Below are 25,525 nucleotides of genomic sequence, written 5' to 3'. Positions count from 1 at the left end.
CGCTCGATCCCGTCATGGCGAGCCTGTGATCCTGGCAAGGGCAATACGCGTATGGTGCTGAAAATAGCCGAGGAACGAGGCCATGAAGGCCAGAAACGCGCACGTCATGCGTGATGACGGGAGGATGTGGCTGCCCCCGCGCGGAGGCGCGTCGAGCAGGCCAAGTTCATAGCCGCTCTCCAGCGTTCGTATCAGGTTCGAGCGCGAGCCGCCGAACTGTTTGGCCGTGGCGCGCATGTTGAGCGAGACCGGTTCGATACAGGCACGGCTTTCGGTGTGCATCGAACGCAGCACCAGATTCTCCATCATCAGCCATCCACCGTCGGTCGAGGCGAAATGGAGGACCTCCGGAAAAGGGCCGAGAGCGTCCCACCCTTCAAGCAGTCCCTCGGCGCCGCTGGTGCGCATATATCGGCCAAGCTCGGGGTGGCGTGCCCGCAGCGCGAGCAGTGCGCCTTCGGGCGCGGCCGAATCTATCGAGGCAAAGATCTGATCGTTCCATTGCTCGACAGTCGCCATGAAGCGCGCCGTGGGTTCAAGATGGACCACCCGGGAGTCGATCGGGGAGCGCACCGCCGATAGATAACCGCCCAGCTTCATGATGTTCAAAAAGGCATAGACCCGGCCGGGACTCGCCAGTTTCAGCTGGGCGCAGCTCTTCTGCAAGTTGGTGACGGTCAATCCGGTTCGCGGATCGAGCGCGTCGCGGGTGTCGTGAAGATAGAGCGTGATCACCAGCATCTGAAAGCGCCAGACCTCGGTCACCACCCGGTTGAGGATGAGGTTGTGCGCGAAGAAGGGCTGCATCGTGCCTTCGTGGCGGCGGACCCCGTCCAGAAAGGCCGGGCGATCCCGAAAGGCGACAATCCGGGCCCAGTCCTCTGCCGTGGTGCGGCTGGCGAACAGCGCGTCATGTGCACGGATATCGAGATATTCGGTCATGGATCCCACCCGCCTAGCGAACGCCCGGCTGAGGCAGGTTGGAGATCCGTCAACTCAGCGTTTCTGGTGGAAATCACAATACATACAAATTTGGGCCCGAAGAAGCCGAATTGCCCCAAAATTGGGCCAAAATATCATTCTCGTTTCTGCTTAGTAAATCGGAGCGGCATTGTTGTCCTTGTCTGAAATGCGAACTGTTTTGGCAGTTGTCGTGACAAAAGTGCGTGCTGTGTTTTGATTTTCATTCTTCAAAGATGAGAAAAATAGGAGGTGGTAAAATGACGAAGCATCAGAATCCGCGGGATTTCGTTGCGGCAAGCGGCGGTGATATTTCGGAGAAAGAGGCTGAATTCGCAGTGGAATTTCTCAGTGGCCAGGAAGAAAGGTACAATATTGAAGTCACCGTTGCCGGCATCGCAGGCTATCTGAAGGTGACGATAAATATGGATGTCAATGGCAGGAGCTGGTTCTTCGAAGGGAATGCCGGGGCAACCACCCTTGTCGCGGTCGGAAAATATTGGGGGCATTGCTACACGAAAGATGTGGCACGGCTGACAAAAGACTCTCACGGCTTCAATATAAATGCGGTCAGCATTTTCCCCGCGGGCTATGTGAACGTCAATTTCTTTGATGGGAGCAGCAACTTCCTGGGCCATGCGCACGCTGGCGGGTTGACGAACCTGACCTGCACGGGCGGCGGTACCGGTTCCTGGAGGTAGATCTGCTTTCTTCTCGCACTTCTGCGAACTGGTCACGTCCGTTCGAGCGTGATCAGCCTGGCCGGGTGGTCCCACCGCCCGGCCAGGTCGTGTTCCGCAGCGTGTCGGAATAACCGTCAGGCCTTAAACAGGAGGATCATCGATCAGGGTTTTGCTCCCGCCCTCCCGCGGTGGCACAGTGGGCGCCGGACCAGGCAATGCCATGCCGGCGCATCGGTCCGATGATGTGGGGGAGGACCGATGCATCCTGTCGAGACATTCGAACTCGTCCTCGCCCTTCTTGCCGTCGTCGTGGCGCTGCATTGGGTGGCGCGTCGCGTCGGTTTGCCGCCGGCCACGGCGTTGCTCGTCGGCGGCGGCGCGCTTGCCTTTGTTCCCGGGCTGCCCCCGGTGGCGCTCGACCCCGAACTGGCGCTGGTGCTCTTCCTCCCGCCGCTGCTGATGGACGGGGCCTATTACACCGCTTTCGGCCGCTTTCGGCGACACCTCCCGGGAATCCTGTCGCTCGCCGTCGGCGCTGTCGTGTTCACCACGCTGGCGGTCGGCTTCGTCGTCCACTGGCTCGTCCCCGGCCTCCCCTGGGCCGCCTGTTTCGCGCTCGGCGCGATCGTATCGCCGCCGGATGCCGTATCGGCCCGCGCCGTGCTCCAGGGCGTGACGCTTCCCCGGCGGCTTTCGGCGCTGCTCGAGGGGGAAAGCCTGCTCAACGATGCGACCGGCCTGGTTCTCTTCCGCTTCGCCGTCGCGGCGACGCTGAGCGGCCTGTTCGATACGGGAGCGGCGGTTTCGAGCTTCTTCTTCCTCGCGCTCGGCGGGGTCGTCGTCGGTCTCGCTGTATCGGCGGTATGGATGTTCGTCGTCCGCCGCCTGCGCGACCAGACGCTGATCGTCATGGCCAACACGCTCATGTGCTGGGTCGCCTATAGTGCCGGCGAGGCGGCTCATGTGTCGGGCGTGATCGCGACGGTGGCCGCCGGGCTGGTGCTTGGCTGGTACCAGCATATCATCCTCCCGGCACAGGTCAGGCTTCGTGGCGGTGCTTTCTGGCAGACTCTGGTCTTCGTGCTGGAGGCGCTGGTTTTCATCCTGATCGGCTTCTCGCTTCGCGGCGTGCTTGATCGCGTCGGCGGAATCGAGGCCGTCTCGACGACCATGGCGGTTCCGGTGCTCGGCGTGGTGCTGGCGGTCACGGTGACGCGCTTCGTCTGGATCTTCGGCAGCGACGCCCTGCTCGCCGCGCTTCGGGGCATTGGGTTGAAGCGCGCGCGGCCCCTTGGCGTGCGCCAGGCGACGGTGCTGAGCTGGGCGGGCATGCGGGGGGTCGTGACACTGGCGGTCGCGCTGACCCTGCCTGAATCAATGCCGGGCAGGGACTTGATGCTCGTCATCGCCTTCGCGGTGATCTTCGCCACCGTGGTCATCCAGGGGACGAGTCTTGGCTGGCTGATCAGGCAGGTTCGCCCGGTCGACCGGGACCCCCCGGCAAAGATGAGCATGGCTGAATCGGAAGCGGCCATCGCCCGCGCCAGGAATGAAATGGTCGAGGCGCATGCCCATGCGCCGGACGGAACGCTGATTCACCCGCAACTGCTGGCGCAGTCGCAAAAGCGCCTTGAAATCATCGAGCGTTATGCCGCTGACGCCGACAGGTTCATGGAAGGTGCCCGGACTCATTTCGAGGTCGTGCTGATTGCCCTTGCCGCCGGGCGTGCTGAACTGATCCGTATCCACCGCGCGGGACTGATCGAGGATGAAGTGCTTCACGAACTGGAGCGCGATCTTGACGTCGAGGAACTCGGTATCATCCTTCAGCGCGGTGATTAGAGTCTGTTCAGCAAGGCTGAAACGGTGCGGGAGCGGGCCGGCACCGATTGCGACATTGAAAGCCTTCCGCCAACTTCATCCGCGGCGCCCCGGTCCACGCAACTCTCCTTATCCCTGGCGCCTTGTCGTACTGTCGGATCGCCGGCCGTTATCCGCCGGAGGCGGTGGCTCGGTCACCTTGACGATGTCCTCCTTCGTCGCGGTGAGGTCGATGCGCTGGCGCGGCCCATGGGAGCGCTTCTTCCGCTTCTTTGACCGGCGCCGTTTCTGCGAGTGGGTGACGGCGGCCTTGATCAGCGGCAGCAATATGGTCGCGCCGCCGGCGATGACGGCGATAGCCCCGAACCCGATGACGACCGGAATCATCGTGGGCCGCTTGTCATGGTGAATGCCGGCGCGGGACAAAGGCCCCGGCCCGAAGCAGAATAGGTCATTGGTTCTCCCGCGCGATCCGCTGACGCTCCTGGCGAAGACCGTGCCTTCCCCCGAAAGCGATTCTCGTCATTCGTCGCCTTCTTTCCACAAATCGCGGGGCCGCGCGAGGGGAGCGACGCCGCCTCGCGCAGCCAGTCGCGTCACGGCGGGAAAGAGCCCCGGCCAAAAAGGGGGGAGGCCGGGGCTCCGCATGGGCGCGAAAGGGGGGTGCCCACACCCGAATTGATTAACTCAAATTAATTAATTTTTGGTTAATTTCCTGTTCGCTTTAGCGGGAAACCGCCAGTTTGGCGTCAGAACGGATTAAAATCGGGGTGGATGCCCGGCGCATGAAGAGCGGCATGGCGCTCTCGTTTCAGGCCGGCCGCCGCGGATCGGCGACCCTGCGGCACGCGATAATTTTTTGTTCCGCTGAATCGGGCAGCGCTGCCTTCGGCCCCTCGATCAGCTTTGCCTCGTCCCCCTTGGTCTGCCACATCAGGCTCCGGCCCGGCGCCCGGCCGGTCTCGGACCGGTATTTGTTGTCCGTGTCGGAAAGCATGTTGGTCAGCTCGAACGTCGCGGTGCCGATCGTCAGGTGCATCACGTCCCAGGCCAGGTCATGATTGACCAGCACCGTCAGCCCGCCCGCGCAGCTATAGCGCGCCGTGCCCTCGACCTTGCTGGTATCGCGTGTCGGGGCTGCGGTGCCGCCATTGGCGGTGGCCGGCAGCGCCAGCAGAGGGTCTGCCGGTATTGCCGGTGTGTCCATCGCACCATGGGGTCTTGAGTCGCGTTCGCGGCTTTGCGTGGCGGGCTGTTCCGGCGTCGGGGCGCCGCAACCGGCCATGAACAAGGGTGCCGCAACAATCATGGCCAACCGGAAACGCATTCAAATTTCCCCGAGGGTCGGCGCCTTCCTGACGAAGAAGCCTTGCCCCGGGGCGCTAGCACAGCCGTGCCGCGATATTCTAGGCGGCCAGCTTGAGGATTTCCGCCTCGGCGCTGTCGATCGCCTGCTGGCGCTGCGGTTCGCCCATGGCGACACCCTCGGCGCGGATGAAGCTGATGTCGGTGATGCCGAAAAAGCCGAACACGCCGCGCAGATAGGTTTCCTGATGGTCGAGGAACGCCGCCTGGGTATCGGCGCCGTAGAAGCCGCCGCGCGACGACGCGACGATCACGGTCTTGCCACCGGCCAGGCCCTCGGCGCCGTTCGCGCCATAGCGGAAGGTACGGCCTGCGACCGCGAGACGGTCGATCCATGCCTTGAGCTGGCTGGGGATGCCGAAATTATACATCGGCGCGCCGACCACGACGATATCGGCATCGAGAAATTCCTCGAGCGCTGCCTGGCCGGCCGCGAGATCGCGCTGCAGTGCTTCGGCTTCGGGCACGGCACCCTGCGCCGCGGCAAGGTGGAGGCCGGAAAGGTGATCGACCGGATCGGTGGCGAGATCGCGGCGGACGATCCCGATGCCAGGATGCAACGCCTGTTGCTGGGCAACGATCGAGGCCGAGAGATGACGGCTCACCGAGCCCTGGCCGAGAATGCTTGAATCGACGTGGAGGAGCTTCATGATGGAATCCTTCGCAACGGAGTGCTGAAAAAAGGGTCTGGTTGCGAAGGTCCAGATATGCCCTGGCGATATAGCGCAAAAGCCTATATGTTACGATGCATTCCATCTGGGATTACGATAGATGCTTGACTCAGTCTCGCTCGATCAGTTGCGAACGTTCCTCGCGGCGGCTGAGGAGGGAAGCTTCTCCGCCGCCGGTCGCCGGCTCGGCCGGGCTCAATCGGTGGTCAGCCAGACGCTCGGCACGCTTGAGCGGCAATTGGGGGTCCAGCTGTTCGACCGCAGCGCGCGCTATCCGGCGCTGACCGAGGCTGGCAGCGCCCTGCTGCCCGAAGCGCGGGCGGTGGCTGGCCGGATGGATTCGTTCAAGGCCCGCGCCCGCGATCTGGCCGGCGGGCTTGAGCCTGAGCTGTCGGTCGCGATCGACGTGATGTTCCCGATCCATGTCTTCGCGCGCGCGGTCACCGATTTTCAGGCGACCTTTCCGCACACGCCGCTTCGTGTCCGTGTCGAGGCGCTGGGCGCGGTGATCGAGCCGGTGTCCGGCGGGCGTGCGGCTTTTGCCGTGGTCGGCACCTTGCCGCTCGTCCCGGCCGATTTCGTGCAGGAAAGGCTCCTGTCGATACCGCTGGTGATGGTCGCCGCACCCGCGCATCCGCTGGCACAGCGCACCGGGCCGATTCCGCGCGCTGACCTTGCCGAACATGTCCAGCTCGTCCTTACCGACCGGTCGGATCTGTCGCTCGGCAAGGAATTCGGGGTGCTTTCGCCCAGGACCTGGCGCATTGCCGATCTCGGCGCCAAGCATGCCTTTCTGCACGCCGGGCTCGGCTGGGGCAGCATGCCCTCCCCGATGGTCCAGGCCGATCTCGCCGCAGGCCGGCTGGTCGAACTGCCGCTCGAAGACGGCTGGCCCGAGGGCAACCTGCTGCCGATGCTCGCGGTCCATCGCAAGGACATGCCGCCCGGCCCCGCCGGACGCTGGCTGATCGAGCAGTTGAAAGACACGGTCAACCGCTGTCCCGGGCAGGGGTGAGGGGATGGCGGGGCATCCGGTCATCGTCTTCGACGCGCTCTGCGTCCTGTGTTCGGCCAATGCCCAGTTCGTGCTGAAGCATGATCGCCGGGAGCATTTCCGCCTGGCATCGATGCAGGGGGAAACCGGCGCTGCCCTGTACCGGCGGTTCGGCATCGATCCGGCGAATCCGGAGACGATCATCCTGGTCGATGGCGATGCTGTCAGGCGGGACAGCGACGCAGTGCTGGCGATCTATGCGGGACTGGGCTGGCCGTGGCGCGCGGCGGCGGTGTTGCGCCTGGTCCCGCGGTTCCTGCGCGATCCGGTCTACCGGTTGATCGCGCGCAATCGCTACCGGCTGTTCGGGCGACGCGCGACATGCTGGCTACCGACCGCGGAGCAGGCGCGGCGCGTGCTGTGAGCTCGATACCCGATCTCGCGCCAGGTGGCAGCGACCGCACGGCAGGCTTCACCCTGTGCCGGGAGCACCTGTCATTCGCGTGCCAGACGGCTCCGCAAATCGATCACCCATTGGCGCTGGTCCTCCGTGTCGGGCACCGCGACGCCGCGTGCCGACTTGATCAGAGCGAAGGCTCGGTCCGCATCCATGCCCTCCAGCGCCAGCAGCGAGGCCGCCATCAGCGACGACCGGCCGATGCCGGCGCGGCAATGCAGGATGACCGGCTTTCGCGTTTCGCTGACCTGCCGCAGGAATGTCAGCGCTTCACCGCTGTCGGGTACGCAGCGATCCGGAATCGGAAAGGCGCTGAAGTCGATGCCGCGCGCGATGCACAGGTCGGGCTCCCGCTGAAGGCCGAGCTCGGTCACTTCGTCGGGTTCGAGCAGGCTGACGACGAGCCGAACCCCGGCGCGGTGCCAGTGATCGATCTCGTCCTCGATCCAGTCGTCCGCACGCGGTCGTGCCGCGATCGCGATCCGTTGAGCAAAGGGGTGGGCGATCCAGTAGATATCGGATGCCATGCATCTCTCCTGACACAGGAAATTCCGGGATGAGCCGGATCCTGATCCTGGGGGGCTATGGGGGGTTCGGTGCGCGGCTGACGCGCCGGCTCGCGGGGCGTGGCTATCATATCCTCGTCGCCGGTCGCAATGCGGAGAAGGCGCGTGCCTTTTGTGCGAGGCTTGGCGGCACGGAGCCGGTGGTCGCCGACCGCGACGGCGATCTCGACCGGTTGCTTGTCGAGCAGCGCCCCGACCTGCTGATCGACGCGGCCGGGCCGTTCCAGAACAGCGGCTATCATGTGCCGCTTGCCTGTGCGCGGGCGGGGGTGCCCTATCTCGACCTGGCCGATGCGCGCGATTTCGTGACCGGGATCGGCGCGCTCGACGCTGCGGCGGTCGAGGCAGGCGTGGCGATCGTCTCCGGGGCTTCGAGCGTGCCGGCGCTGTCGGGCGCGGTCGCGCGGCACCTCGCCAGGGGGATGGAACGGGTCACGCAAGTCGAGGTGGCGATCAGCGCGTCCAACCGCGCGACCGCCGGGCCGTCGGTCGCCGCCGCGATCCTTTCCTATGTCGGCAGGCCGGTGCGGCTCTGGCGCCATCGCCGCTGGACGCGCGGATGGGGCTGGCAACAATTGCGGCGGGAGACCTTCGCGGTGGCTGGCGTGCCGGAGGTGCGCGGCGGCTGGGTTGCGCTGGCCGAGGTGCCCGATCTCGACCTGATGCCCGATATGCTGCCGGGCCGCCCGGCGGTGATGTTCCGCGCGGGCACCGAGATTGCGCTGCAGACGATCGGCCTGTGGCTGCTGAGCTGGCCGATCCGCTGGTTCGGCTTGTCAGCCACGCCGCTCGCGCCGGTCCTGCTGCCGCTGCAACGCCTGACGCGGGCGCTGACCAGCGATCGGTCGGCCATGTCGGTGCGGCTGGCGGGCGATGGGGCGGAGGGTTTCATCGAGCGTCGCTGGACGTTGATCGCCGAACGCGGCGACGGGCCGGAGACGCCGACCTTGGCGGCAGTGCTGCTGGCGGAGGCGGTGCTGGCGGGCCGGTTGCCGGCGGGGGCGCGGGACGCCGGGCGGTTGCTTGAACTGGCCGAGTTCGGGCCGTTGTTCGCCACGCTGGCGGTGCGGCACGAAACGGTCGAGGTGGGCCTGCTGGACCCGCTCTACCGGCGCGTGATGGGACCGGCGTTCGACGCGTTGCCGGTTGCTGTCCGCGCGATGCATCGGGTTTGCCGCGATGGCGGTGCTTCCGGCGAAGCGCGGGTGGAGCGCGGCACTGGCCTGCTGGCGCGGATCGTCGCACGGATCATGGGCTTTCCGCCGGCGGGCACGCATAGGCTGCATGTCGGGTTTGCCGAGCGCGATGGAGTGGAAACCTGGACGCGTTCCTTTGGCCGTCAAGCTTTCACCAGCCGGCTGAGCCAGCAGGGCGGACGGCTGGTCGAGCGGTTCGGGCCGCTGCGTTTCCATTTCGATCTGCCGTCCGACGGGCAGGGCTTGCGGATGGTGATTCGGCGCTGGACCTGCCTGGACATTCCCCTGCCGCTGGCGCTCGCCCCCCGGAGCGACGCGCGGGAGTGGCAGGAGGGCGATCGCTTCCGCTTCGACGTGCCCATCGCGCTGCCGCTGATCGGGCTGGTGGTCCATTATGACGGGTGGTTGCTGCCTTCGCCATCTCTCCTCCCTGTCAGGGAGGGGGACAGATTCAGGCGAGCGGCCCGTCCGTGAAATCCCGCCTGGCAATCGCATAGGTCACGTGGCGGATCACCGCATCGCCGACCTGGTGCTCCTGAACCCGGTCGGTCAGCACGCCGCCGATTTTCTCGACCGCCTTGCGCGACCGGAAATTCTCGTCGCCGATGCGGAAGATGACGCTGTCATAGGAGGCGAACGCATGAGTCAGCATCAGGCGCTTCATCTCGCGGTTCCAGCCGCCGCCCCAGCGGTCGCAGGCGAGGAAGGTCCAGCCGATCTCCACTTCGCCGGGGTTCGTGAACAGTTCCGAATAGCGCGAGAAGCCGAAGACACGGTTGTCGGCGCGGTCGCGCGCGACCAGCCCGCCGCGATCGGCCAGCGCCTCCTCGAAGAACTTACGGAACACCGGCTCGCGATAGCGCTCGCGCATCGGGTGCATCGCCCAGATCGCCGGGTCGGACGCCACCGCGAACAGCGCGTCCCAGTCTTCCGGCACCTGCGGGCGCAGATCGAGCAACTGGCCGGATAGCGTTGGCTGGAAATCGAACATGCCATTAGTCTCTTTGAAGGTCGCCACTCGTTGCAAGAGGGCGGGCGTTGGATACTTATCGGTGAGGGTTCGGGCAAGCTGACGCCGCACCATCGTTCGTCGGGCGTGTCATCCAGTCCCTTTCTCCGGAGAACGGGAAGCGGGTGGAGACGGCCCATTTTTTGCCACCGATCTCGACTGCGCCCTTTTTCTGCCGACTGCCAAGGAAGCGGGTCAGCGCGGGATAGTCAGCCGCAGGCACGAAGATACTGTAGGAATCGCCTCGCTTCACGGTGCTGGCGTCATCCAGGGCTGGCCAGTTCTTTGGCCAGATGATCGATGTGCCGGGCGCGTATTCATAGGGCCAGACCATCACCTCGATCTTGTCGGGTAGCCAGTCCCGTGCGTCCGGGCGATGAAAAGCGCGGAGCATGTCGTAGGCTGAGACAAAGGGCTCCGGAATCTTCGACCGCACGGAAGGGGATTTCATCGAGCCATAGACCGAGACGGAGGAGCGCCTGTCACCGTTGAAGATCGTGAGGGTCTCCGTCGGCTGGTCGGTCGCGGTTGCCGGGTCATAGGATTCGTTCAGGCAGGCCAGGGTGCCCAGGTCGAGGCGGTCGATCAGTTTGGACAGTTCCGTGTCGTCGAGCTTGACGGTTTTGTATCCTCCGTCGGTCAGGTAAATTGCCTGGCCATCATCATAGAGCGCGAAGCTGGGTGAATCCGATCCTGTTACCATGAGCCATGGGTTCGTCTCGACAAGGACGACCAGCGGCTTCGGCTTGCCTGTTTCCCGCGTGGCGAGAACCAGCGGCGGGGAGCGGACGAAACTCGCTGCGGTGACGGTCTGTGGCGGTGGTGGCGATGACGCGGTGAGAAGCAGCGACAACAAGGTCGCGCCTGTCGCCATCGCCAGCGTTTTGTATCTGGCCATGAACCGCATTAAGATTTCCACGATGTGAGTTCCGGGTGTGACAACCGCTTCTGACGCCAGAAAAAGGCGATGACGTGGCGCGAACAGACGGCCGTTTGGCATTAGGCGGAGTGCCTGTTAGCCGTGCAATAGCGGGAGGGGAGCCGATGATGGACGACACAGGCATCTGGCGGACCCGGCTGATCTCGCTCGCGATCGTCACCGCGATTTTCCTTCTCCCCGTTCTCGCCCTTCTCTGGCTGACGGCGGTGCCGGGCACCTCCTATGCCGGCCCGCTTCCGCCGCTTGCTCCTGCCGAAGCTCAACTCGCGGCAAGGCTGCGCGGGCACGTGACCGCCATCGCCGGCGTGCCGCACAATGTCGAGCATCCGATCGAACTCGAGCGCGCGGCGCGGCATATCGAGGGCGCGCTTGCCGGCATGGGCTATGCCGTGCGCCGCCAGAGCTTCAGCGCGGGCGGGGAGCGGGTGCGCAATATCGAGGTGGCGATCGATCCCGCCACGCCCGATGCGCCGACCCTGGTGGTCGGCGCCCATTATGACAGCGCGTTCGACGCGCCGGGCGCGAACGACAATGGCAGCGGCACCGCCGCCGTGATCGAACTGGCGCGGAGTCTTGCCGATCTGCGCGGCAAGGCGGCGCTACGCATCAGGCTGGTACTGTTCGTCAACGAGGAGCCGCCCCGGTTCAAGACTCCCCTGATGGGCAGCGTCGTCTATGCGGCGCAACTGAAACGCAGCGGCGAGCCTGTATTCGGCATGATCAGCCTCGAAACGCTCGGCTATTACAGCGACCGGCCGGGCAGCCAGCATTATCCCTGGCCGCTCGGCATGCTCTATCCGCAGACCGGCAACTTCGTCGCGTTCGTCGGAACGACTGACGCGCGTGGCTTCGTGCGTCGAACGGTCCGGTCGTTCCGGGAAGTCGCGCGCTTCCCGAGTGTAGGCGGGACCGCGCCAGGCTTCGTCCAGGGTATCGACTGGTCGGATCACTGGGCCTTTTCGGCCGAAGGCTTTCCCGCCCTGATGGTCACCGACACCGCGCCATTCCGTTACCCCTATTATCACCATGTGGGTGATACGCCGGACAAGGTCGATTACGACCGGCTCGCGCGGGTGGTCACGGCGCTCGACCTGACGATCAGAAAGATGGGGAGGTGACGATGCAGTTCCCGGTCCTGGCCCTGTTGTTGGCCGCGATGCCCCTTTCGGCGGCCACGCCGCCCGCCGGGGACAGCGCGGGACTGGTCGCCTTTGCCGACGCCTTCGACCGGGCGCAGCTCGCCAAGGATGGCGCTGCGCTCGAGCGAATGGTGGCGGACGATCTCGTCTTCATCGACGGGTCGGGCAAGCGGCTGGACAAGAAGGCGTTCATTGAGGGCTGGACGGCGCCCGGCGATCGCTTCGAGCCGATCGTCCTGCACGATCGCACCGTCGTCATGCTCGGTCCCGATGCCGGCGTGGTGGGGGCGGAAACCACCCTGCGCGGCGTTTCGGGTGGGGATGCCTTTGTCAGCCATTTCCGTTTCGCCGACACCTTCCGCCGCACCGGCCGCCGCTGGCAGGCAGCGCATATCCAGGTCACGCGCATGCCGTGATAGCGGTAACACATGCAGTTTGCGTATGCTGCGATGCAATATTTGCACTTGCGAGCGAATCTGTTGCAGTGCACAACGACTGTGCCTTTCAGGCATCCTCTCCTAAAACTTTCACGGCCGGTCTCGTACCGGCCTTTTTTTTGTCCGCGATCCGGCTATGAAGAGTCGCCGTCGTATCGCCCGACACGAGAAAAGAAACGCGCAGGAGCGGAAGAGCCGCCGGAAAGACCGGCACCGGCGAAACGACAGCGCGGGGGATCGAGCCGCCACAGGCGCTCTCCCCCGCATCTTCACTCCTTCATGATATTGCCGGGCAGGTCGACTTGCCGGAAGCGCGTCGCGATGCCGTCGACGTCGAAATCATTGTCGTTGACCAGCAACAAGGTAGGTGGCGACAGCGGGGGGGGCACCTTCCGGAAGGCCGAGCCTGCCAGGTGCCCGGCCTCGCCTTTGCCCGCGGATTGCCGCTTGCCCGAGGGTCACCCTCGCTTTGGCCGATCGACCGGACCGAAAAGCGCCGGACCTTCGACCAGCATCGCCAGGCCGGAGAGGCCGACAAGGACGATGAAGGCAGCGAACAGCAGTTCGGCGACGGTCGCCGGATGATTGTCCGGCGGCCGCGTTTCCAGCAGCCGCAGCGCGATCATGGCACCCGCGCTCGCCATCACCATCAAGGCCCCCGTCAATCGGGTCCGCATCGCTTTCGTCCTCGCGCCGGGCTGGCGCGAAGCCGACATGGGCGAAACGGGCGTTAAGTTTCGAGAGCGAAGCTGGCCGGCCGCGTTAAGATGATATTGGTGTCCCGGCCGCGTCGACGGCGTCCTCGCGGCAGGAGCCATCGAAATTGTCGACCGCGAGCTGGTCGCGGTGATCGGCGCTTGCTTCGCAAACCCATTCCACGATCATCGCTGGACGGCCCGACGGGTCGGCCTGCCGAAGCACCGATGCGACAAGGCGGGGAGTGGTGCCGAGCAGCAGGACGGCTCGGCCGTCCGCCACTGGCGCGAACACCAGATAGCGACCCCTTTCGATCGCTTCCTTCGCCTGGCCACGATAGTCCGGTCGTACGTCTGCCGCAAAAGTCAGGGTTTCCGCCGGACGCTTCTTTCCGAAAATGCCGCTCAACAACTGTAGGTCCCTCGAGATCGACGTATGTAAATGTCCGACACGGCCCAAACACGCCGGCGTGTTTGATCGAGCGCAAGCAACCGGCCCCCTAAAGACGTCACCGACCTTGATTCACCGCAGCGCCAAATCGCGCGATAATCGACAATCTTCGCGCATCCCGGGAGCAGCGCATGGCCGACGCCGATTCGATTGTCCGCTGGCTTCATCCGGCGGTCGTGCGCCAGGCCGGTTTTTCCGCCTGGACCGCCGATCCCGCCATCGCGACGCTGTTCGCGATCCTGCGCGACCTGGACAAGGCGGGCGCGCGGCTGGAGGCGCTCCAGCACGATCGCCCGGATCTCGGCGCGGATACTGCGCGCGGCGAGATCGGCGCAGTCGTCAGTCTCTATGAGCGGTGCCCGGCGCATTTTTTCGGCCATGGCTGGCGCACCCGTGCCAATGGCGGTGCCTGTGCCGGCCTGTGGGAGTTGCTCGCCGCGCGCCGCGATGCCTGGATCGACGCGCGGCTGGAGGCGGAGGGATTCAGGCTCGATGCGGCGAGCGCGGAAAAGGACGAGCGGACCATGGCGCTTGGCGACGAGGCGATGCCGGTAGAGCTGGCCTGGACGCGGTTTCAAGCTGGCTGATCGGAATCGCGCGTTTTCATCTTCACGGCGACGGCTGATTGGCGGAGACTGAGGGGATCACCTCGGAGTCGTCGCGATGAAGTTCCTTATGCTCGCTTCCGGTCTTGTCCCGGTGCTTACCCTGGCACTTTCAGGCTGCGGCCAGCCCGCGTCGCAGCAGAATGCGACCGCCCAGGTGCCGGCCCAGGCCCCAGCCAAGCCGAACGTCGACTATCTCGCGCGGATCAATGCGCTCGCGCCGAAGCAGCGTGACGTCGTCTTCTACCGTGCGCTCGACGATTCGGGCAGCGATTGCCAGGCGGTCTCCAGCTCGGAACCGCGCGCGCCGGTGGAAGGCCACCCTGCCTGGACCGCGCATTGCGAGGACGGGCGCGCCTGGGTCGTCATCCTGCAGGACAGCGGCCTGTTGCAGATTGCGACCCCCGAGGGACTTGATCGCGCGACCGGCAACAAGACCGCCCCCTGAACGGGTTCGCGCTATTCAGACCCGCCACGCCCCCGAGTCCGCCGTACGGCGCACATAGTCCGAAAAGCTGCGGGCCGGACGCCCCAATGCTTCTTCGACGCCATGCGTCACCTGCTCGTTGCGGCCGTCGAGCACGACGGTGAAGAGGTCGTGCAACAGGTCGACGATATCCGCCTCCACATAAGGTCGCAGCCCGTCGGCGAACGCTTCCGGCGAGATGCGGGTATAGCTGATCGGCCTTTCCGTCGCGGCGGCGATCTCCGCTACCGCCTCGGCAAAGGTCAGCGCGCGCGGGCCAGTCACTTCGTAGAGGCGGTTGGCGTGGCGCGCATCGGTCAGCGCCGCCACCGCAACGTCGGCGATGTCGTCGGCGTCGATGAACGGTTCGCGCATGGCGCCGGCGGGCAGCGCCACCTCGCCCGCCAGGATGCCGCCGATCAGATAGCCTTCGCTGAAATTCTGGTTGAACCAGCTTGCCCGCACGATGGTCCATGGCACGCCCGAGGCTTGCAGGACGGCCTCGGCACGCTGCGCGCCGGGTTCGCCTCGGCCTGACAGGAGCACGATCCGCTCAAGGCCCTTTTCGCGGGCGAGTCGCCCCAGTTCGGCGATGGCGTCGGCCGCGCCGTCGACCGCGAGATCGGGCTGGAAGGTGACATAGGCGCTGGAGACGCCATCAAGCGCCGCGCCCCAGCCCTGGGGATTGAGCCAGTCGAACGGGATCGGTGTCGAGCGCGAAACCGGCCGGGTGGCGATGCCGCGCGCGGACAGCAGTGAATCGACGCGCCGGCCGGTCTTGCCGCCACCGCCGATGATCAGGATCGGGGACTCGTTCGTCATTGATCGGGTTCCTTCGGGTTTAGCAAATACGAGAACTCCTCGTATTTGCTAAACCCGATAAACTCTCGTATTTTGTTCGTCAAGCATCCGGGAAGAAGGACGATCGGTGGCGGCGAAGGCGGGACAGGGTGGGGCGGACGGAGACGGCGGCGGCATGGCCCGGCTGGTCCCAACGCAGCGGCGCAGCCGCGAGCGTTTCGAGCGAATCCTCGAATCCGCCGCCTCGTTGATGGCCGAAAAGGGCAGCGAAGCGTTCCGCATGAGCGACGTCGTCGAGCGGAGCGGCGTGCCGTTCGGCTCGCTCTACCAATATTTCCCGGACAAGACGGCGATCATCGGCACCCTGGCTGAGCGCTACAATGCGATCGGGCGCGCCTGTGTGGCGGCCGAGCTGGCGCCGGTGCAGGGCATCGCTGACCTGAATCCGGCGCTGTGCCGCGTCGTCGACGGCTATTATCGCATGTTCATCGACGAGCCCGTCATGCGCGATATCTGGCAGGCGACCCAGGCCGACCGGGCATTGCAGCAACTGGACGAGGCGGACGGTGCCTTCCTCTCCGGCCTGCTGCTCGACGCGCTGACGCGCATCGCGCCGGAACGGGACGTGCCGGCGCTAGCGGCGGCGTCGCAACTGACGATGACGCTGATCGCCGCCGCCGTGCGTCATGCGATCACCCTCCCTTCAGCCGAAGGCGAGCAGATCATCGATCTGTTCAAGCGCATGATGCCGGACAATCTGCCCGGCCTTGCCTGATCGTCCGGCCTCGCGTGAAGGGATCATCCCCCGGCCGGCGCCGTGCCGAACAGCTCGATCGTGAACAACAGGGTGGCGCCGCCAGGGATCGGCCCGGTCGCCTCGGTGCCATAGGCCAGGTCGGCCGGGATCGCGAATTCGAAGGTATCGCCGACGGCCATCAGCGGAACGCCTTCCTGCCAGCCGCGGATCAGCCGGGGCAGGGGGAAGGTCGCGGGCGCGCCGCGGCCGACCGAACTGTCGAACTCGGTGCCGTCGATCAGCCGGCCGGTATAGTGGATCGTCACCACGTCGGTCCGCGTGGGATGCGGTGCGCCCGCCGGCCCGGCCTTGATCCGCCGATAGCGCAGGCCGCTGCTGGTATAGTGCCATCCGTCGGTCGCCTTGAGGCCGAGCAGATAGAGCATCTGACGGTTATGCCAGCCCGGGTCCTGGCTGTTGGTCGCGTCGGGCGTGTCCTGCGCCAGTGCCGCCGGGGCGTATGTTAGCATCATCGCGGCCGTCATTGCCGTTGCCCACATCCTCGAACCCATCGTCATCCTTTCATGCCCTGTCTCGTGCGCGCTCTATAGCGCACAGCATGGGCAGGGGAATTGGGTCACGTCGCGTCAGCGAGGGCGCTTTCGATATCGGTCCTTGCGAAGTCGTTGCCGACATAGAGCAGGCGGCACTCATGCTCGCGCGCCGTTTCATAAGCGAAGCAATCGCCGAAGTTGAGGCCGGCCGGGTGTACCCCCTTGCCCCATCGTGCATAAGCGTCCGCGATCCGCCGCGCCGACGCCGGTGTCACCGGCACGATGTCGAAGCCGAGGCCTTCGATAAGCCCGGTCAGCTCTTCGCCGACGTTGCGCCGTGCCGCGACGATCAGCGCTTCCGCCACTGTTCCGGCGGAGATGACAAGGTCGCCTTCATCTTCGAGCACTGCGATGCAGGCATTTGCCTGGGGCTCATCAAGCAGAATTGCCATCAGGGCCGACGTATCGACCGCGATCATTCGGGCAGGCCGTCATCACCATAGAGGAAATCCTGGCTTCGCGCGGCTATGGGCCCCGAAATTTTCTTCGCTGCCCCGGATGCCCGCATCGCTTCGAGCAGGATCCGGCGTGCCTTGCGGTCCGGCAACGGATTCACCGGTACCAGACGGACGGCCGGGTGACCGTGGCGGGTGAGCACAATCTCATCGCCAGCTTCGGCACGGCGTACCAGCTCGGTCAGTTGCGCTTTTGCCTCAGTCACCGATATACGCACCGCGCAACCCCTTCTGGTCCATCCAATGGTCTATTGCCTGGCAATATAGACTATCAAATGGTCCATTTCAACGGTCGACGCATCGAATCATCCGGTGGCGTTCTTTGACGTGACTCAGGTTCCCTCGGCAGAAGTCAGGGTTTTTCGAGTGCCTTGGCCATGTCGAGATGCTTCTTCACGACCGGTATGATCTCGCTGGCGGCGGCCTTCAGGGAGGGGACGTCGCCGTCCTTCGCGAAGTTTTCCATCAGTTCCAGGGCATCGTCATGCGCGTCGATCTGGCCCGCGATATAGGCCTTGTCGAAGTCGGCGCCCTTCAGCTTGCCGAGATCGGTGAGGTCGTCGTTCTGCTCGCCGGTCAGTGCCGGGTCGGGGGTAATCGCCGGGCGGGCCCTGGCGGCTGCCGCCTCGATCTTGGCGGTCGACGTGGTATGTGCCTTGATCATGTCATTGGCGAAGGCCTTGACCCTGGCCGACGACGCGTTGGTAAGCGCCAGCTTGGCCGCAGCGATCTCGAACGCGTCGCTCTTTGCCGCGCTGTCGGCGAAGCTCTGGCCGTTCGGCGTGGGCTGGAGCGCGTCGCCCGCGGCATCGAGCGCGTTGGAGGCGGCGTTCCCGACATCGGCTATCGTCTCGCTGGTGGTGTTGATCGTTTCGTCGGCCGCCTGCTCGGCCTTCGGACCGCAGGCGGCGAGGCTGAGGGCGAGGACGGCCGCTGCGAGCGGTGTGACGGCTTTCATCGGGATATTCTCCGTTGGGTGCAGGCGGTTCGAACGCGTGGCCACGCCCGCTGTTCCCGCATCGCCGACCATCGGGCCGACCATCGGGCCGACCATCGGTCAGTCCCGGTAGAGCCCCTCTCGCCACTGCGGGAATATCTGGTCGGCGGTCGCGGGATGGCCGAACAGGAAGCCCTGGCCGACCGCGCAGCCGCGCTTTCGCAAATGCTGCGCCTGCGCCCTGGTCTCGACGCCCTCGGCGACGATCGTGATGCCGAGATTGCGGCCGAGATCGATCACCGCGTCAGCGATCGCCGCATCGTCGGGGCTGTTTTCCAAATTGCTGATGAAGCTGCGGTCGATCTTCAATATGTCGACCGGATATTGCTTCAGATGGCTGAGCGACGCGTAGCCGGTGCCGAAATCGTCAAGCGCGATGCGGATGCCGGCGGCGCTGAGCATGCGCAGCGCCCGTTCGACATAATGCGCGCCGCGCCCGAGAAAGACCGTCTCGGTCACCTCGATCTCGAGCATGGAGGAGGGCAGGCCGCACCGCTCCAGGCTCTCCAGCACGCGCTCGGCGAAATTATCGTAGCGGAAATCATTGGCCGAGGTGTTCACCGCGATCGAGACCGGGTCGTACCCCTGGTCGAGCCAGCGCCTCAGGTCGCCCGTCACCTTGGTCAGGATGCGATCGGTGATCTCGATCGACAGGTCCGGATCGTCGAACGCGGCGCGGATATCCGCCGGCATATGCGTGCCACCCTGCTGGTCGTGCCAGCGCAACAGCGCCTCGAATCCGACCAGGCGGTGGCTGTTGAGGTCGATCTTCGGCTGGTAGAAGGCATCGACCCGCGCATTGGCCAGCGCATCCTTCGCCAGGTTGATCATGGAAAACTGGCGCTGCAACTCGGACCGCATTTCCGGCCGGAACACCCTGGTCCGCCCCCGGCCCGCCGTCTTCGCCGCGTACAGCGCGAGGTCGGCCGATTTGAGCAGTTCGGTGGGCTCGTTGCCATGTTCGGGGAAGATCGAGGCGCCGATGCTGGCCGCGCAATCCAGCGTCCGGCCGTTGAACGCGAAGGGCGCGCGCAGGCTCTTCAGCAGCGATGCGGCGCAGCGCATGAGATCCTCCACGCCGCCGACCGCCGGCATCACGATCGCGAACTCGTCGCCGCCGAGCCGGCCGATCGTGGCGCCATCCGGCGCGACCTCGACCAGGCGCCGGGCGAAGACGCGCAGCAACGCGTCGCCCGCGTCATGGCCAAGCGTGTCGTTGATCCGCTTCAGGTTGTCGACGTCGAACAGCATTAGCCCGATCCGTTCCTGAGTCCCGGCCGCCAGCGCGATCGCGCCGTCCAGTTCCTCCTGCAGCGCCAGGCGATTGGGCAGCAATGTCAGCGGATCGTGCGTCGCGGCCCAGCGGATTCGCTCCTCGGCGTCGCGTTCCTCCGTCACGTCCTGGAAGGTGACGATCATCCGGCTCAGATGGCCGGAGCCGCTGACCGATTTCCAGCCGGTCGATTTGAGCCAGCGTTGCGCGCCACTGTCCGCGCGGCGGACGCGCAACGCGACCTCGAAGGCCTCGGGCAGGAAACCACCGGTCACGGCGGTGACGATCGAGCGGAACTTGTTGCGGTCGTCGGGATGCACGATCTCGAGCGCTTCCGCCATGGTCGGCTCTGCATCGGCAGGCAGGCCGAGCATGCCGAGCAGTTCCTCGGACCAGCGCCGGGCGCCGGTGATGGTGTCATAGTCCCAGATGCCGAGTCCCGCCGCCTGCACCGCCAGCCGCAGCCGCTCCTCGCTTTCGCCAAGCGCCTGTTTGGCTGCCTTGCGGTCGTGGATATCCTCCAGCGATCCGTACCAGCGGATCACCGCGCCATGCTCGTCGCAACGGGGTGCGGCGCGCGCGCGCATCCAGCGATAGGCGTCGCCGCAACGCAGCCGATATTCGATGTCGACCGGCCGGCGCTGCCGCACCGCTTCGTGCCAGGCCCGCATCGTCGGGGCGACATCCTCGGCATGGAGCGCCTCGATCCAGCCATTGCCGCGCGCCTGGTCGGGGCTGGTCCCGGTCAGCGAGACCCAGAGGGGCCCGACTTCCTCGATCGACCCGTCGGGCCGCGCGGTCCACTGGATCTGCGGGTTGAGCTCGACCGAATGGCGGTGATGCTCGCGGCTTTCGCGCAGGGCCTGCTCGGTAAGACGGCGGCGGGTGATGTCCTGGGCCACGGTGATGATCGACCGGATCTGCCCCGCATCGTCGCGGACGAAGGAGATGTTCACTTCGCACCAGATCACCGAATCATCGGGCCGGACATAGCGAAGCTCGATGCGGAACGGCGTGCCCGTCTCGAGATGGTGGCGGTACCGCCCCTCGTTGCGGGCAAGATCGTCGGGGTGGAGATAGGCCTTGGCGGGCAGGTTCTCCAGTTCGTCCAGCGAGCGGCCGACCAGCGCGCAATAATGGTCGTTCGCCATCAGTACATGGCCTTCCACGTCGCGTTGCACGATGCCGACCATCGCCTCGCGGAACACCGTGTCGAGCTGCGCGGCGCGCAAGGGCGGGCGTGGCGCTGCCGTCCTGGAATCGGGCCAGCGTTCGGCGCCGGCCAGCGCGGCGAGACCGGCGAGCATGCGCATGACGCGGGCATCCGGGGCCTGGCGGGGCGTGGTGTCGAGCACGCACAGCATGCCAGCGTCAGCCTCTCCCGGCGTGCCGATCGGGAGGATGACGGCAAAGCGGGCGCCGAGCAGATCGGTGGCGGGGATCAGGCCGTGCCATTCCGGTGCCTGGGTATCGGGGATCACGATCGGGTCGGGCTGGCCGATCAGGCCGGCGGGCAGCAGCGCATCGGCGGGGCGCAACGGGCCGGCGACGCCGATCTGGACGCGCACGAGTTGTCGTTCGGCTGCGGCGAAGCTGATGAAACCGATCGGCGCGCCAAGCGCGTCGATCGCCAGCGCGACGATGCGTCGCAGGATCGAATCCTCCACCGCGCCAACGCCGAGCGGCATTGGCGTTATGGACGGTCCTTCCGGTAAGCCCCCGGCCCTATCCCTGCGGTCTGTTGATGGGCGTGCGCCCGTGCGGTTCACGCGTTCCTCCCGGGCCATGCTCCCCTCGAGACGGCCGGGGCCTTAACTATATTGGAAAGCCTAACAAAAGATTGGGTCTGTGGCGGCGATTTCTGGTCCGCGACCAGTCCGAAATGGAGGTTTTCGACGGGCGTCCGAATGGCCCGAAGGGGAGGCGCTAACACACTGGAATCGGCTGCGACCTTCGGGCGCCATTGTCGCGTCCGGTCGACGCATCACGATCTTCAGGGGCGAGCGTATCGACAGAATCAGATCGTTACGGAGCCAAACCGGTGTGCCCGGCGTTCGGCGGATATGCCCCAATATTATTTTCATATCCACAACGGCTCCGGACTGACGCCGGATGAGGAGGGGCAGGATCTCCCCGGTCCGCGCGAGGCGCACGCCGCGGCTCTGGCGGGCATCCGCTCGCTCCTTGCCGGCGAAGTCGATGAGGGCAGCCTCGACCTGGATGGCCGCCTTGAAATCACCGATGCGCTCGGCGAGCCGGTGCGCACCGTGCCGTTCGCCGAGGCGGTCGAGGTCACGCCGCCGGGCCGGGAGAACCGATAGCCGGGGTAACTTTGGGAAACCTCGCAACCTCCGCGGGTTCTTCCCATCTACTGCGTGCCATCTGCTGTGTGAAGGAGGCAGGCGATGCTCGAACATGTGCCGCACTGGCTGGGCAGGATGCTGCAAGGCGTTCGCGCGGGCCATGTCCGGCTGGCCATCGCCGATCCCGATCTTGGCCTGACCGGCGTGCCGATCGACCTGTCGAGCCCGGCCTTTGCCAATGGCGCGCGCCTGCCGGTGCGCTTCACGGCCGATGGTGCCGGCGTCTCGCCGCCGTTGCTGTGGGGCGCGGTGCCGCGAGAGACACGGAGCCTGGCGCTGATCGTCGAGGATCCCGACGCACCGTCGCTGAACCCGCTGGTCCATGCCGTGGTCTGGGGCCTGTCCGCCGACGGGTGCCGGCTGGCCGAGGGCGCGATCGCCGGGGATGGCGCGGGTGCGCCAGACGGGCGCGATGTCGGGCGGAACAGCTTCTTCACTCAGGGGTGGCTGCCGCCCGATCCGCCGACCGGCCACGGATCGCACGATTATGTGTTCCAGCTTTTCGCCCTGTCGGACACGCCCGAGCCCGGAGCCAATCCGGGCCGGACGGCGATCGTCGAGGCAATCCGCGGTCGGGTGCTGGCGGCCGGGGTGCTGACCGGCACCTATTCGCGCGGGGAGCAGGCGCCGACCCGGGCCGCGGGTTTGGGTGGGGCGGCGCGGGCCTGATGGCGGCGGTATCGCACGACCTGCTCGGCATGGCGCCGCCCGGCTTGCCACCGGGCCTTGATTATGCCGCCGACATCATCTCGGCTGACGAGGAACGGGTCCTGATCGCGCGACTGGAAGGGATCGAGGTCTCGCCGTTCCGCTTCCAGGGCTGGCTGGGCAAAAGGCTGACCGCGTCGTTCGGCTGGCGCTATGATTTCGGCAATGCGAGCTTCGGACCGACCGAGCCGATCCCCGATTTCCTGCTGCCGCTGCGTGCCCGCGCGGCGCGCTTCGCCGGACTGGTGGACGGCGAACTCGTCCAGGCGCTGGTGGTGCGGTACGATCCCGGCGCCGGAATCGGCTGGCACCGCGACAGGCCGGTGTTCGACCATATCATCGGCATCTCGCTCGGGACCCAGGCGACCCTGCGGTTGCGGCGGCGCGTGGAGAAGGGGTTCGATCGGGCCGCGCTCCCGCTTTCGCCGCGGTCGATCTACCATCTCCGGGGGGAGGCTCGGCATGGTTGGGAACACAGCATCGCCTCGATGGAAAGGCGCCGCTGGTCGGTGACGTTCCGGAGCCTGTCCGAAAAGGGAATGCGAAAGGTCGCGGGTTAGAGGCGTAAAACCAGGCCGGGGCACTCGCCTAAAGACCCGGCCTGGTTCCGCCGCCGTACAGCTACTCGATAGCGGCTGGCCGGGCCGATTAGGCTGGTAAAGGGTGCGTCAACCATTCCGTAGTTACCCAGATAGGTAGTTTTCCGGAACGGTGATCGTCCGGCTGCGCGCGATGCGAACAATCGTATTGCAAGCCACGGAACGGGCCGCCTTAAAGGCAATCGGAACACGCGATGTGGGTTCGTGGTCTTGCGTATGGGAGCATCCGAATGAGGTATCTTGCTGGCCTGACGTCGATTGCAATGCTGGCCGGTTCCACCATGGCGTCTGCCGCGCCGCCGGCCGATGCGGCTGCGGGGGCGGTTGTGTTCAAGAAATGCGGCGCGTGCCACAGCCTCGATCCGTCCGGCAGGAACGGCCTTGGCCCCAATCTGCGCGGCGTGGTCAATCGCAAGGCGGCCGCGGCGCCCGGCTTCAGCTATTCGCCCGCGATGAAGGCGTCCGCTCTGGTGTGGAACGACAAGAACCTCGCCAGCTTCCTCGCCGCGCCGCGCCAGGCGCTGCCGGGGACGAAAATGATCTTCATCGGACTTCCCAATGCGCAGGACCAGGCGAACGTGATCGCGTTCCTCAGGCAGAACGGCACAGCGAAGAAATAACCGGGCTGTCGGGCGATGGCGCCGCGCCGTGGCCCGCCTTAACGGGGCGGCAACCATGGCGGTGCTAGCCGCGTCGCCATGCGTATCAGCACCATCACCAACTGGGCCTACGGCTTCACGCTGTTGCTCACCGGCATCTCCGGCATTGCCTTTATCAGTTCAGTGCGCGCCGCCGATGAGGAGCGTCTCGCGGTCCAGCAGCATCTGACTCTCGACGATTTCGGCGAGGAACTGTCGATCGCCGCCGAGAAGCGCTCGGACGAGGCGCGGCTCTATGCGATGCGCGGGGCGGCCCGTCACCTCAACGCCTTCCGCGCCGAGGAGCGCGACATCCACGCGCGCGAGCGGATCATCGAACGGCTTCACGCGCTCGATCTCGCGCCCGCCGAGCGTTCCGCGCTGCAGGAGGTCCAGCGCAACCTGGAGGAGCTCGACGCGCTGGAACGCGCCGCGATCGCGAAGGTGCAGGCCGGCGACATGGCCTCCGCCCAGACGATGCTGTTCGGCCCCGATCATGAGCGGGCGCAGACGGGGGTCCTCGAGCCGGTCAACCGATTCCGCGCGCTGGCCGCGACCCGCACCCAAGCCGCGCTGCGCGAGGCGCGCGAGCGCAGCGACTGGTTCGGCCGCGTCGCCCGCGGGATGCTGGGGCTCACTGCCCTGCTGTTCCTCGCGGTGCTGTATTTCGTGCTGCGTCGCAGGGTCGCGCTGCCGCTCACGCGGATGACCGGCATCCTCGCCCGGCTGGCACGGCAGGACTATAGCGTCGAGGTGCCGCAGGATCGCCGCCGCGACGAGATCGGCGACATGACCAACGCGATCCATGTGTTTCGCGACAATGGCCTCGAACGCGACCGGCTTGAGGCAGAGCGGGCCGCCGACCAGCGTGCCAAGGACACCATCCTCCAGATGATGCACCGCCTGCAGGCGACGGAGACTCAGGGCGAGCTGGCCGAGGTGGTCGCCTGCTTCGCGCCGCAGACCTTCCCCAATCTGGCCGGGCATCTCTATGTCCAGAACCACACCCGCACCGCGCTGACCCTGGCGAGCAGCTGGCTCGATCCGGTCGTGTCGGTCGATGCCTTCTCGCCGGCCGCCTGCTGGGGCCTCCGGCGCGGCCGGCCGCATGTCAGCAACCATGATCATGTCGATATCGCCTGCCCGCATGTCGGCGAGGGGACCGTGGCTGCGCTGTGCGTGCCGCTGACCGCGCAGGGCGACACGATCGGCCTGCTCTATTTCGAGGAACGCCAGGATGGCGGCGCGATCAGCGGTGCCTCGCGCCTCTATCTGGAGCTGATGGCGGAGAATATCGGCCTCGCGCTCGCCAATCTGCGGTTGCGTGAACAGCTGACCAGCCTCGCGATTCGCGATGCGCTGACCGGGCTGCTCAATCGCCGCAGCCTGGATGGGACGATCAACCGCCGACGTCAGGATGGCGACGCCGCTCCGATCGCGGGGCTGATGATCGATATCGACCATTTCAAGCGCTTCAACGACGAATTCGGGCATGAGGCGGGCGACGTGGTGATGCAGCAGGTCGCGGCGATCATGCTCGACGCGGTCGGCGATGCCGGCCAGGTCCACCGCTTCGGCGGGGAGGAGTTCACCGTGCTGCTGCCGGGCGCGGACGAAACGGCCGGGCGCGAGATGGGGGAGCGAATCCGCAGCCGCACCGCCGCCACCCCACTTGCCTATCGTGGGCGCGTGCTCGGACATATCTCGGTATCGATCGGCGTCGCCGCCTCGCCACAGGACGGGCCGGTCGCGAATCTGGTGGCGCGCGCCGACGCCGCGTTGCTCGAGGCGAAGACGCGCGGGCGGAACCTGGTGATCGTTGCCTCGGGGGTGGACGGGACACAGAAGAGCGTCGCTGCCTGACTCTCTTCTCTTCCGCCTTCTCT

The 25,525-nt window shown here is 66.0% G+C and carries 30 protein-coding genes; 15 read left to right on the top strand and 15 right to left on the bottom strand.

Annotated elements, in window-relative coordinates; translation table 11 throughout:
• Nucleotides 1-12: 12 nt before the first annotated feature.
• The gene (locus P0Y59_14725; GenBank protein ID WEJ98197.1) at nt 13-942 is read right to left on the bottom strand and encodes a hypothetical protein; all 930 of its coding nucleotides are present in this window, start codon (nt 940-942) and stop codon (nt 13-15) included.
• A gap of 278 nt (nt 943-1,220) precedes the next feature.
• Between P0Y59_14725 and P0Y59_14720 the strand changes: the two genes are divergently transcribed.
• Nucleotides 1,221-1,661: a VapA/VapB family virulence-associated protein gene (locus P0Y59_14720; protein WEJ98196.1), complete on the top strand. Its 441-nt coding sequence runs from the start codon at nt 1,221-1,223 to the stop codon at nt 1,659-1,661.
• A 240-nt stretch (nt 1,662-1,901) separates the two neighbouring features.
• Nucleotides 1,902-3,485: a Na+/H+ antiporter gene (locus tag P0Y59_14715; GenBank protein WEJ98195.1), complete on the top strand. Its 1,584-nt coding sequence runs from the start codon at nt 1,902-1,904 to the stop codon at nt 3,483-3,485.
• A 108-nt stretch (nt 3,486-3,593) separates the two neighbouring features.
• On the opposite strand, the gene P0Y59_14710 is transcribed toward P0Y59_14715, so the two are convergent.
• The 3 genes from P0Y59_14710 to P0Y59_14700 form a co-directional block, all read right to left on the bottom strand.
• Nucleotides 3,594-3,851 carry a hypothetical protein gene (locus P0Y59_14710; protein ID WEJ98194.1) on the bottom strand — a complete coding sequence of 86 codons (258 nt, stop codon included), beginning with the start codon at nt 3,849-3,851 and terminating at the stop codon, nt 3,594-3,596.
• A 424-nt stretch (nt 3,852-4,275) separates the two neighbouring features.
• Entirely contained in the window at nt 4,276-4,791 is a 516-nt protein-coding gene (locus P0Y59_14705) for a hypothetical protein (protein ID WEJ98193.1), read from the bottom strand.
• A gap of 79 nt (nt 4,792-4,870) precedes the next feature.
• Nucleotides 4,871-5,479, bottom strand: a complete 609-nt coding sequence (locus tag P0Y59_14700) for an FMN-dependent NADH-azoreductase (protein WEJ98192.1) — start codon at nt 5,477-5,479, stop codon at nt 4,871-4,873.
• A 121-nt stretch (nt 5,480-5,600) separates the two neighbouring features.
• Between P0Y59_14700 and P0Y59_14695 the strand changes: the two genes are divergently transcribed.
• Together P0Y59_14695 and P0Y59_14690 are read left to right on the top strand one after the other, a co-directional pair.
• Entirely contained in the window at nt 5,601-6,515 is a 915-nt protein-coding gene (locus tag P0Y59_14695; GenBank protein ID WEJ98191.1) for a LysR family transcriptional regulator, read from the top strand.
• A gap of 4 nt (nt 6,516-6,519) precedes the next feature.
• Nucleotides 6,520-6,918 carry a thiol-disulfide oxidoreductase DCC family protein gene (locus P0Y59_14690; GenBank protein WEJ98190.1) on the top strand — a complete coding sequence of 133 codons (399 nt, stop codon included), beginning with the start codon at nt 6,520-6,522 and terminating at the stop codon, nt 6,916-6,918.
• Nucleotides 6,919-6,989: 71 nt separating this feature from the next.
• Here P0Y59_14690 and P0Y59_14685 read toward each other — a convergent pair whose 3' ends face one another.
• A complete protein-coding gene (locus P0Y59_14685; GenBank protein WEJ98189.1) occupies nt 6,990-7,478 on the bottom strand; it encodes a dual specificity protein phosphatase family protein in 489 nt (162 codons plus the stop codon).
• 29 nt (nt 7,479-7,507) lie between these two features.
• On the opposite strand from P0Y59_14685, the gene P0Y59_14680 reads away from it, so the two are divergent.
• Nucleotides 7,508-9,187 (top strand): DUF4166 domain-containing protein, encoded by a 1,680-nt coding sequence (locus tag P0Y59_14680; GenBank protein WEJ98188.1) that lies wholly within the window; start codon nt 7,508-7,510, stop codon nt 9,185-9,187.
• Here the strand turns inward: P0Y59_14680 and P0Y59_14675 are convergent.
• On the bottom strand, nt 9,165-9,704 hold the full coding sequence (locus tag P0Y59_14675; GenBank protein WEJ98187.1) for a GNAT family N-acetyltransferase: 540 nt from the start codon (nt 9,702-9,704) through the stop codon (nt 9,165-9,167). The genes P0Y59_14680 and P0Y59_14675 overlap by 23 nt on opposite strands.
• Before the next feature lie 55 nt (nt 9,705-9,759).
• Nucleotides 9,760-10,722, bottom strand: a complete 963-nt coding sequence (locus P0Y59_14670) for a hypothetical protein (protein WEJ98186.1) — start codon at nt 10,720-10,722, stop codon at nt 9,760-9,762.
• 47 nt (nt 10,723-10,769) lie between these two features.
• Here P0Y59_14670 and P0Y59_14665 point away from each other — a divergent pair, with 47 nt between their 5' ends.
• Together P0Y59_14665 and P0Y59_14660 are read left to right on the top strand one after the other, a co-directional pair.
• Nucleotides 10,770-11,780: a M28 family peptidase gene (locus P0Y59_14665; protein WEJ98185.1), complete on the top strand. Its 1,011-nt coding sequence runs from the start codon at nt 10,770-10,772 to the stop codon at nt 11,778-11,780.
• Between the two features lie 2 nt (nt 11,781-11,782).
• Nucleotides 11,783-12,217: a nuclear transport factor 2 family protein gene (locus P0Y59_14660; protein ID WEJ98184.1), complete on the top strand. Its 435-nt coding sequence runs from the start codon at nt 11,783-11,785 to the stop codon at nt 12,215-12,217.
• Nucleotides 12,218-12,696: 479 nt separating this feature from the next.
• On the opposite strand, the gene P0Y59_14655 is transcribed toward P0Y59_14660, so the two are convergent.
• Complete coding sequence (locus P0Y59_14655) at nt 12,697-12,915, bottom strand: hypothetical protein (protein ID WEJ98183.1); 219 nt, start codon at nt 12,913-12,915, stop codon at nt 12,697-12,699.
• Between the two features lie 85 nt (nt 12,916-13,000).
• Nucleotides 13,001-13,342, bottom strand: a complete 342-nt coding sequence (locus P0Y59_14650) for a hypothetical protein (GenBank protein WEJ98182.1) — start codon at nt 13,340-13,342, stop codon at nt 13,001-13,003.
• Nucleotides 13,343-13,515: 173 nt separating this feature from the next.
• On the opposite strand from P0Y59_14650, the gene P0Y59_14645 reads away from it, so the two are divergent.
• Together P0Y59_14645 and P0Y59_14640 are read left to right on the top strand one after the other, a co-directional pair.
• Nucleotides 13,516-13,971, top strand: a complete 456-nt coding sequence (locus P0Y59_14645) for a hypothetical protein (protein ID WEJ98181.1) — start codon at nt 13,516-13,518, stop codon at nt 13,969-13,971.
• A gap of 76 nt (nt 13,972-14,047) precedes the next feature.
• The gene (locus P0Y59_14640; protein ID WEJ98180.1) at nt 14,048-14,437 is read left to right on the top strand and encodes a hypothetical protein; all 390 of its coding nucleotides are present in this window, start codon (nt 14,048-14,050) and stop codon (nt 14,435-14,437) included.
• 15 nt (nt 14,438-14,452) lie between these two features.
• Here P0Y59_14640 and P0Y59_14635 read toward each other — a convergent pair whose 3' ends face one another.
• Nucleotides 14,453-15,277, bottom strand: a complete 825-nt coding sequence (locus P0Y59_14635) for an NAD(P)H-binding protein (protein ID WEJ98179.1) — start codon at nt 15,275-15,277, stop codon at nt 14,453-14,455.
• 106 nt (nt 15,278-15,383) lie between these two features.
• Here P0Y59_14635 and P0Y59_14630 point away from each other — a divergent pair, with 106 nt between their 5' ends.
• Nucleotides 15,384-16,031: a TetR/AcrR family transcriptional regulator gene (locus P0Y59_14630; GenBank protein ID WEJ98178.1), complete on the top strand. Its 648-nt coding sequence runs from the start codon at nt 15,384-15,386 to the stop codon at nt 16,029-16,031.
• A gap of 23 nt (nt 16,032-16,054) precedes the next feature.
• On the opposite strand, the gene P0Y59_14625 is transcribed toward P0Y59_14630, so the two are convergent.
• From P0Y59_14625 to P0Y59_14605, 5 genes are all read right to left on the bottom strand, one after another.
• Entirely contained in the window at nt 16,055-16,525 is a 471-nt protein-coding gene (locus P0Y59_14625; GenBank protein ID WEJ98177.1) for an FKBP-type peptidyl-prolyl cis-trans isomerase, read from the bottom strand.
• A gap of 104 nt (nt 16,526-16,629) precedes the next feature.
• On the bottom strand, nt 16,630-17,025 hold the full coding sequence (locus tag P0Y59_14620) for a type II toxin-antitoxin system VapC family toxin (protein ID WEJ98176.1): 396 nt from the start codon (nt 17,023-17,025) through the stop codon (nt 16,630-16,632).
• Nucleotides 17,022-17,279: a type II toxin-antitoxin system prevent-host-death family antitoxin gene (locus P0Y59_14615; GenBank protein ID WEJ98175.1), complete on the bottom strand. Its 258-nt coding sequence runs from the start codon at nt 17,277-17,279 to the stop codon at nt 17,022-17,024. Before P0Y59_14615 ends, P0Y59_14620 begins: the two co-directional genes overlap by 4 nt.
• A 134-nt stretch (nt 17,280-17,413) precedes the next feature.
• On the bottom strand, nt 17,414-18,019 hold the full coding sequence (locus P0Y59_14610) for a DUF4142 domain-containing protein (protein ID WEK02587.1): 606 nt from the start codon (nt 18,017-18,019) through the stop codon (nt 17,414-17,416).
• A 99-nt stretch (nt 18,020-18,118) separates the two neighbouring features.
• Nucleotides 18,119-21,019, bottom strand: a complete 2,901-nt coding sequence (locus P0Y59_14605) for an EAL domain-containing protein (GenBank protein ID WEJ98174.1) — start codon at nt 21,017-21,019, stop codon at nt 18,119-18,121.
• Between the two features lie 375 nt (nt 21,020-21,394).
• Here P0Y59_14605 and P0Y59_14600 point away from each other — a divergent pair, with 375 nt between their 5' ends.
• From P0Y59_14600 to P0Y59_14580, 5 genes are all read left to right on the top strand, one after another.
• A complete protein-coding gene (locus tag P0Y59_14600) occupies nt 21,395-21,652 on the top strand; it encodes a hypothetical protein (GenBank protein WEJ98173.1) in 258 nt (85 codons plus the stop codon).
• An 84-nt stretch (nt 21,653-21,736) separates the two neighbouring features.
• Nucleotides 21,737-22,363: a YbhB/YbcL family Raf kinase inhibitor-like protein gene (locus P0Y59_14595; protein ID WEJ98172.1), complete on the top strand. Its 627-nt coding sequence runs from the start codon at nt 21,737-21,739 to the stop codon at nt 22,361-22,363.
• Complete coding sequence (locus P0Y59_14590) at nt 22,363-22,962, top strand: alpha-ketoglutarate-dependent dioxygenase AlkB (GenBank protein ID WEJ98171.1); 600 nt, start codon at nt 22,363-22,365, stop codon at nt 22,960-22,962. The genes P0Y59_14595 and P0Y59_14590 overlap by 1 nt, the downstream gene beginning before the upstream one ends.
• Before the next feature lie 269 nt (nt 22,963-23,231).
• Nucleotides 23,232-23,621 (top strand): cytochrome c family protein, encoded by a 390-nt coding sequence (locus P0Y59_14585; GenBank protein ID WEJ98170.1) that lies wholly within the window; start codon nt 23,232-23,234, stop codon nt 23,619-23,621.
• Between the two features lie 78 nt (nt 23,622-23,699).
• Entirely contained in the window at nt 23,700-25,502 is a 1,803-nt protein-coding gene (locus P0Y59_14580; protein WEJ98169.1) for a diguanylate cyclase, read from the top strand.
• Nucleotides 25,503-25,525 lie beyond the last annotated feature (23 nt).

The sequence above is a fragment of the Candidatus Sphingomonas phytovorans genome (assembly GCA_029202385.1).
GTDB lineage: Bacteria > Pseudomonadota > Alphaproteobacteria > Sphingomonadales > Sphingomonadaceae > Sphingomonas > Sphingomonas phytovorans.
The sequence above is the reverse complement of the archived record's forward strand: the minus strand, read 5'-3'. Positions and strand labels throughout refer to the sequence as shown.

Bases quoted from the DNA above. Each gene is read 5' to 3' on its own strand.
- P0Y59_14685 (WEJ98189.1), bottom strand. From the start codon at position 7,478: ATGGCATCCGATATCTACTGGATCGCCCACCCCTTTGCTCAACGGATC.
- P0Y59_14695 (WEJ98191.1), top strand. From the start codon at position 5,601: ATGCTTGACTCAGTCTCGCTCGATCAGTTGCGAACGTTCCTCGCGGCG.
- P0Y59_14710 (WEJ98194.1), bottom strand. From the start codon at position 3,851: ATGATTCCGGTCGTCATCGGGTTCGGGGCTATCGCCGTCATCGCCGGC.
- P0Y59_14705 (WEJ98193.1), bottom strand. From the start codon at position 4,791: ATGCGTTTCCGGTTGGCCATGATTGTTGCGGCACCCTTGTTCATGGCC.
- P0Y59_14620 (WEJ98176.1), bottom strand. From the start codon at position 17,025: ATGATCGCGGTCGATACGTCGGCCCTGATGGCAATTCTGCTTGATGAG.
- P0Y59_14645 (WEJ98181.1), top strand. From the start codon at position 13,516: ATGGCCGACGCCGATTCGATTGTCCGCTGGCTTCATCCGGCGGTCGTG.
- P0Y59_14725 (WEJ98197.1), bottom strand. From the start codon at position 942: ATGACCGAATATCTCGATATCCGTGCACATGACGCGCTGTTCGCCAGC.
- P0Y59_14640 (WEJ98180.1), top strand. From the start codon at position 14,048: ATGAAGTTCCTTATGCTCGCTTCCGGTCTTGTCCCGGTGCTTACCCTG.
- P0Y59_14600 (WEJ98173.1), top strand. From the start codon at position 21,395: ATGCCCCAATATTATTTTCATATCCACAACGGCTCCGGACTGACGCCG.
- P0Y59_14585 (WEJ98170.1), top strand. From the start codon at position 23,232: ATGAGGTATCTTGCTGGCCTGACGTCGATTGCAATGCTGGCCGGTTCC.
- P0Y59_14605 (WEJ98174.1), bottom strand. From the start codon at position 21,019: ATGCCGCTCGGCGTTGGCGCGGTGGAGGATTCGATCCTGCGACGCATC.
- P0Y59_14680 (WEJ98188.1), top strand. From the start codon at position 7,508: ATGAGCCGGATCCTGATCCTGGGGGGCTATGGGGGGTTCGGTGCGCGG.
- P0Y59_14595 (WEJ98172.1), top strand. From the start codon at position 21,737: ATGCTCGAACATGTGCCGCACTGGCTGGGCAGGATGCTGCAAGGCGTT.
- P0Y59_14635 (WEJ98179.1), bottom strand. From the start codon at position 15,277: ATGACGAACGAGTCCCCGATCCTGATCATCGGCGGTGGCGGCAAGACC.
- P0Y59_14720 (WEJ98196.1), top strand. From the start codon at position 1,221: ATGACGAAGCATCAGAATCCGCGGGATTTCGTTGCGGCAAGCGGCGGT.
- P0Y59_14690 (WEJ98190.1), top strand. From the start codon at position 6,520: ATGGCGGGGCATCCGGTCATCGTCTTCGACGCGCTCTGCGTCCTGTGT.
- P0Y59_14660 (WEJ98184.1), top strand. From the start codon at position 11,783: ATGCAGTTCCCGGTCCTGGCCCTGTTGTTGGCCGCGATGCCCCTTTCG.
- P0Y59_14670 (WEJ98186.1), bottom strand. From the start codon at position 10,722: ATGCCAAACGGCCGTCTGTTCGCGCCACGTCATCGCCTTTTTCTGGCG.
- P0Y59_14590 (WEJ98171.1), top strand. From the start codon at position 22,363: ATGGCGGCGGTATCGCACGACCTGCTCGGCATGGCGCCGCCCGGCTTG.
- P0Y59_14700 (WEJ98192.1), bottom strand. From the start codon at position 5,479: ATGAAGCTCCTCCACGTCGATTCAAGCATTCTCGGCCAGGGCTCGGTG.
- P0Y59_14715 (WEJ98195.1), top strand. From the start codon at position 1,902: ATGCATCCTGTCGAGACATTCGAACTCGTCCTCGCCCTTCTTGCCGTC.
- P0Y59_14580 (WEJ98169.1), top strand. From the start codon at position 23,700: ATGCGTATCAGCACCATCACCAACTGGGCCTACGGCTTCACGCTGTTG.
- P0Y59_14610 (WEK02587.1), bottom strand. From the start codon at position 18,019: ATGAAAGCCGTCACACCGCTCGCAGCGGCCGTCCTCGCCCTCAGCCTC.
- P0Y59_14675 (WEJ98187.1), bottom strand. From the start codon at position 9,704: ATGTTCGATTTCCAGCCAACGCTATCCGGCCAGTTGCTCGATCTGCGC.
- P0Y59_14625 (WEJ98177.1), bottom strand. From the start codon at position 16,525: ATGATGCTAACATACGCCCCGGCGGCACTGGCGCAGGACACGCCCGAC.
- P0Y59_14655 (WEJ98183.1), bottom strand. From the start codon at position 12,915: ATGCGGACCCGATTGACGGGGGCCTTGATGGTGATGGCGAGCGCGGGT.
- P0Y59_14665 (WEJ98185.1), top strand. From the start codon at position 10,770: ATGGACGACACAGGCATCTGGCGGACCCGGCTGATCTCGCTCGCGATC.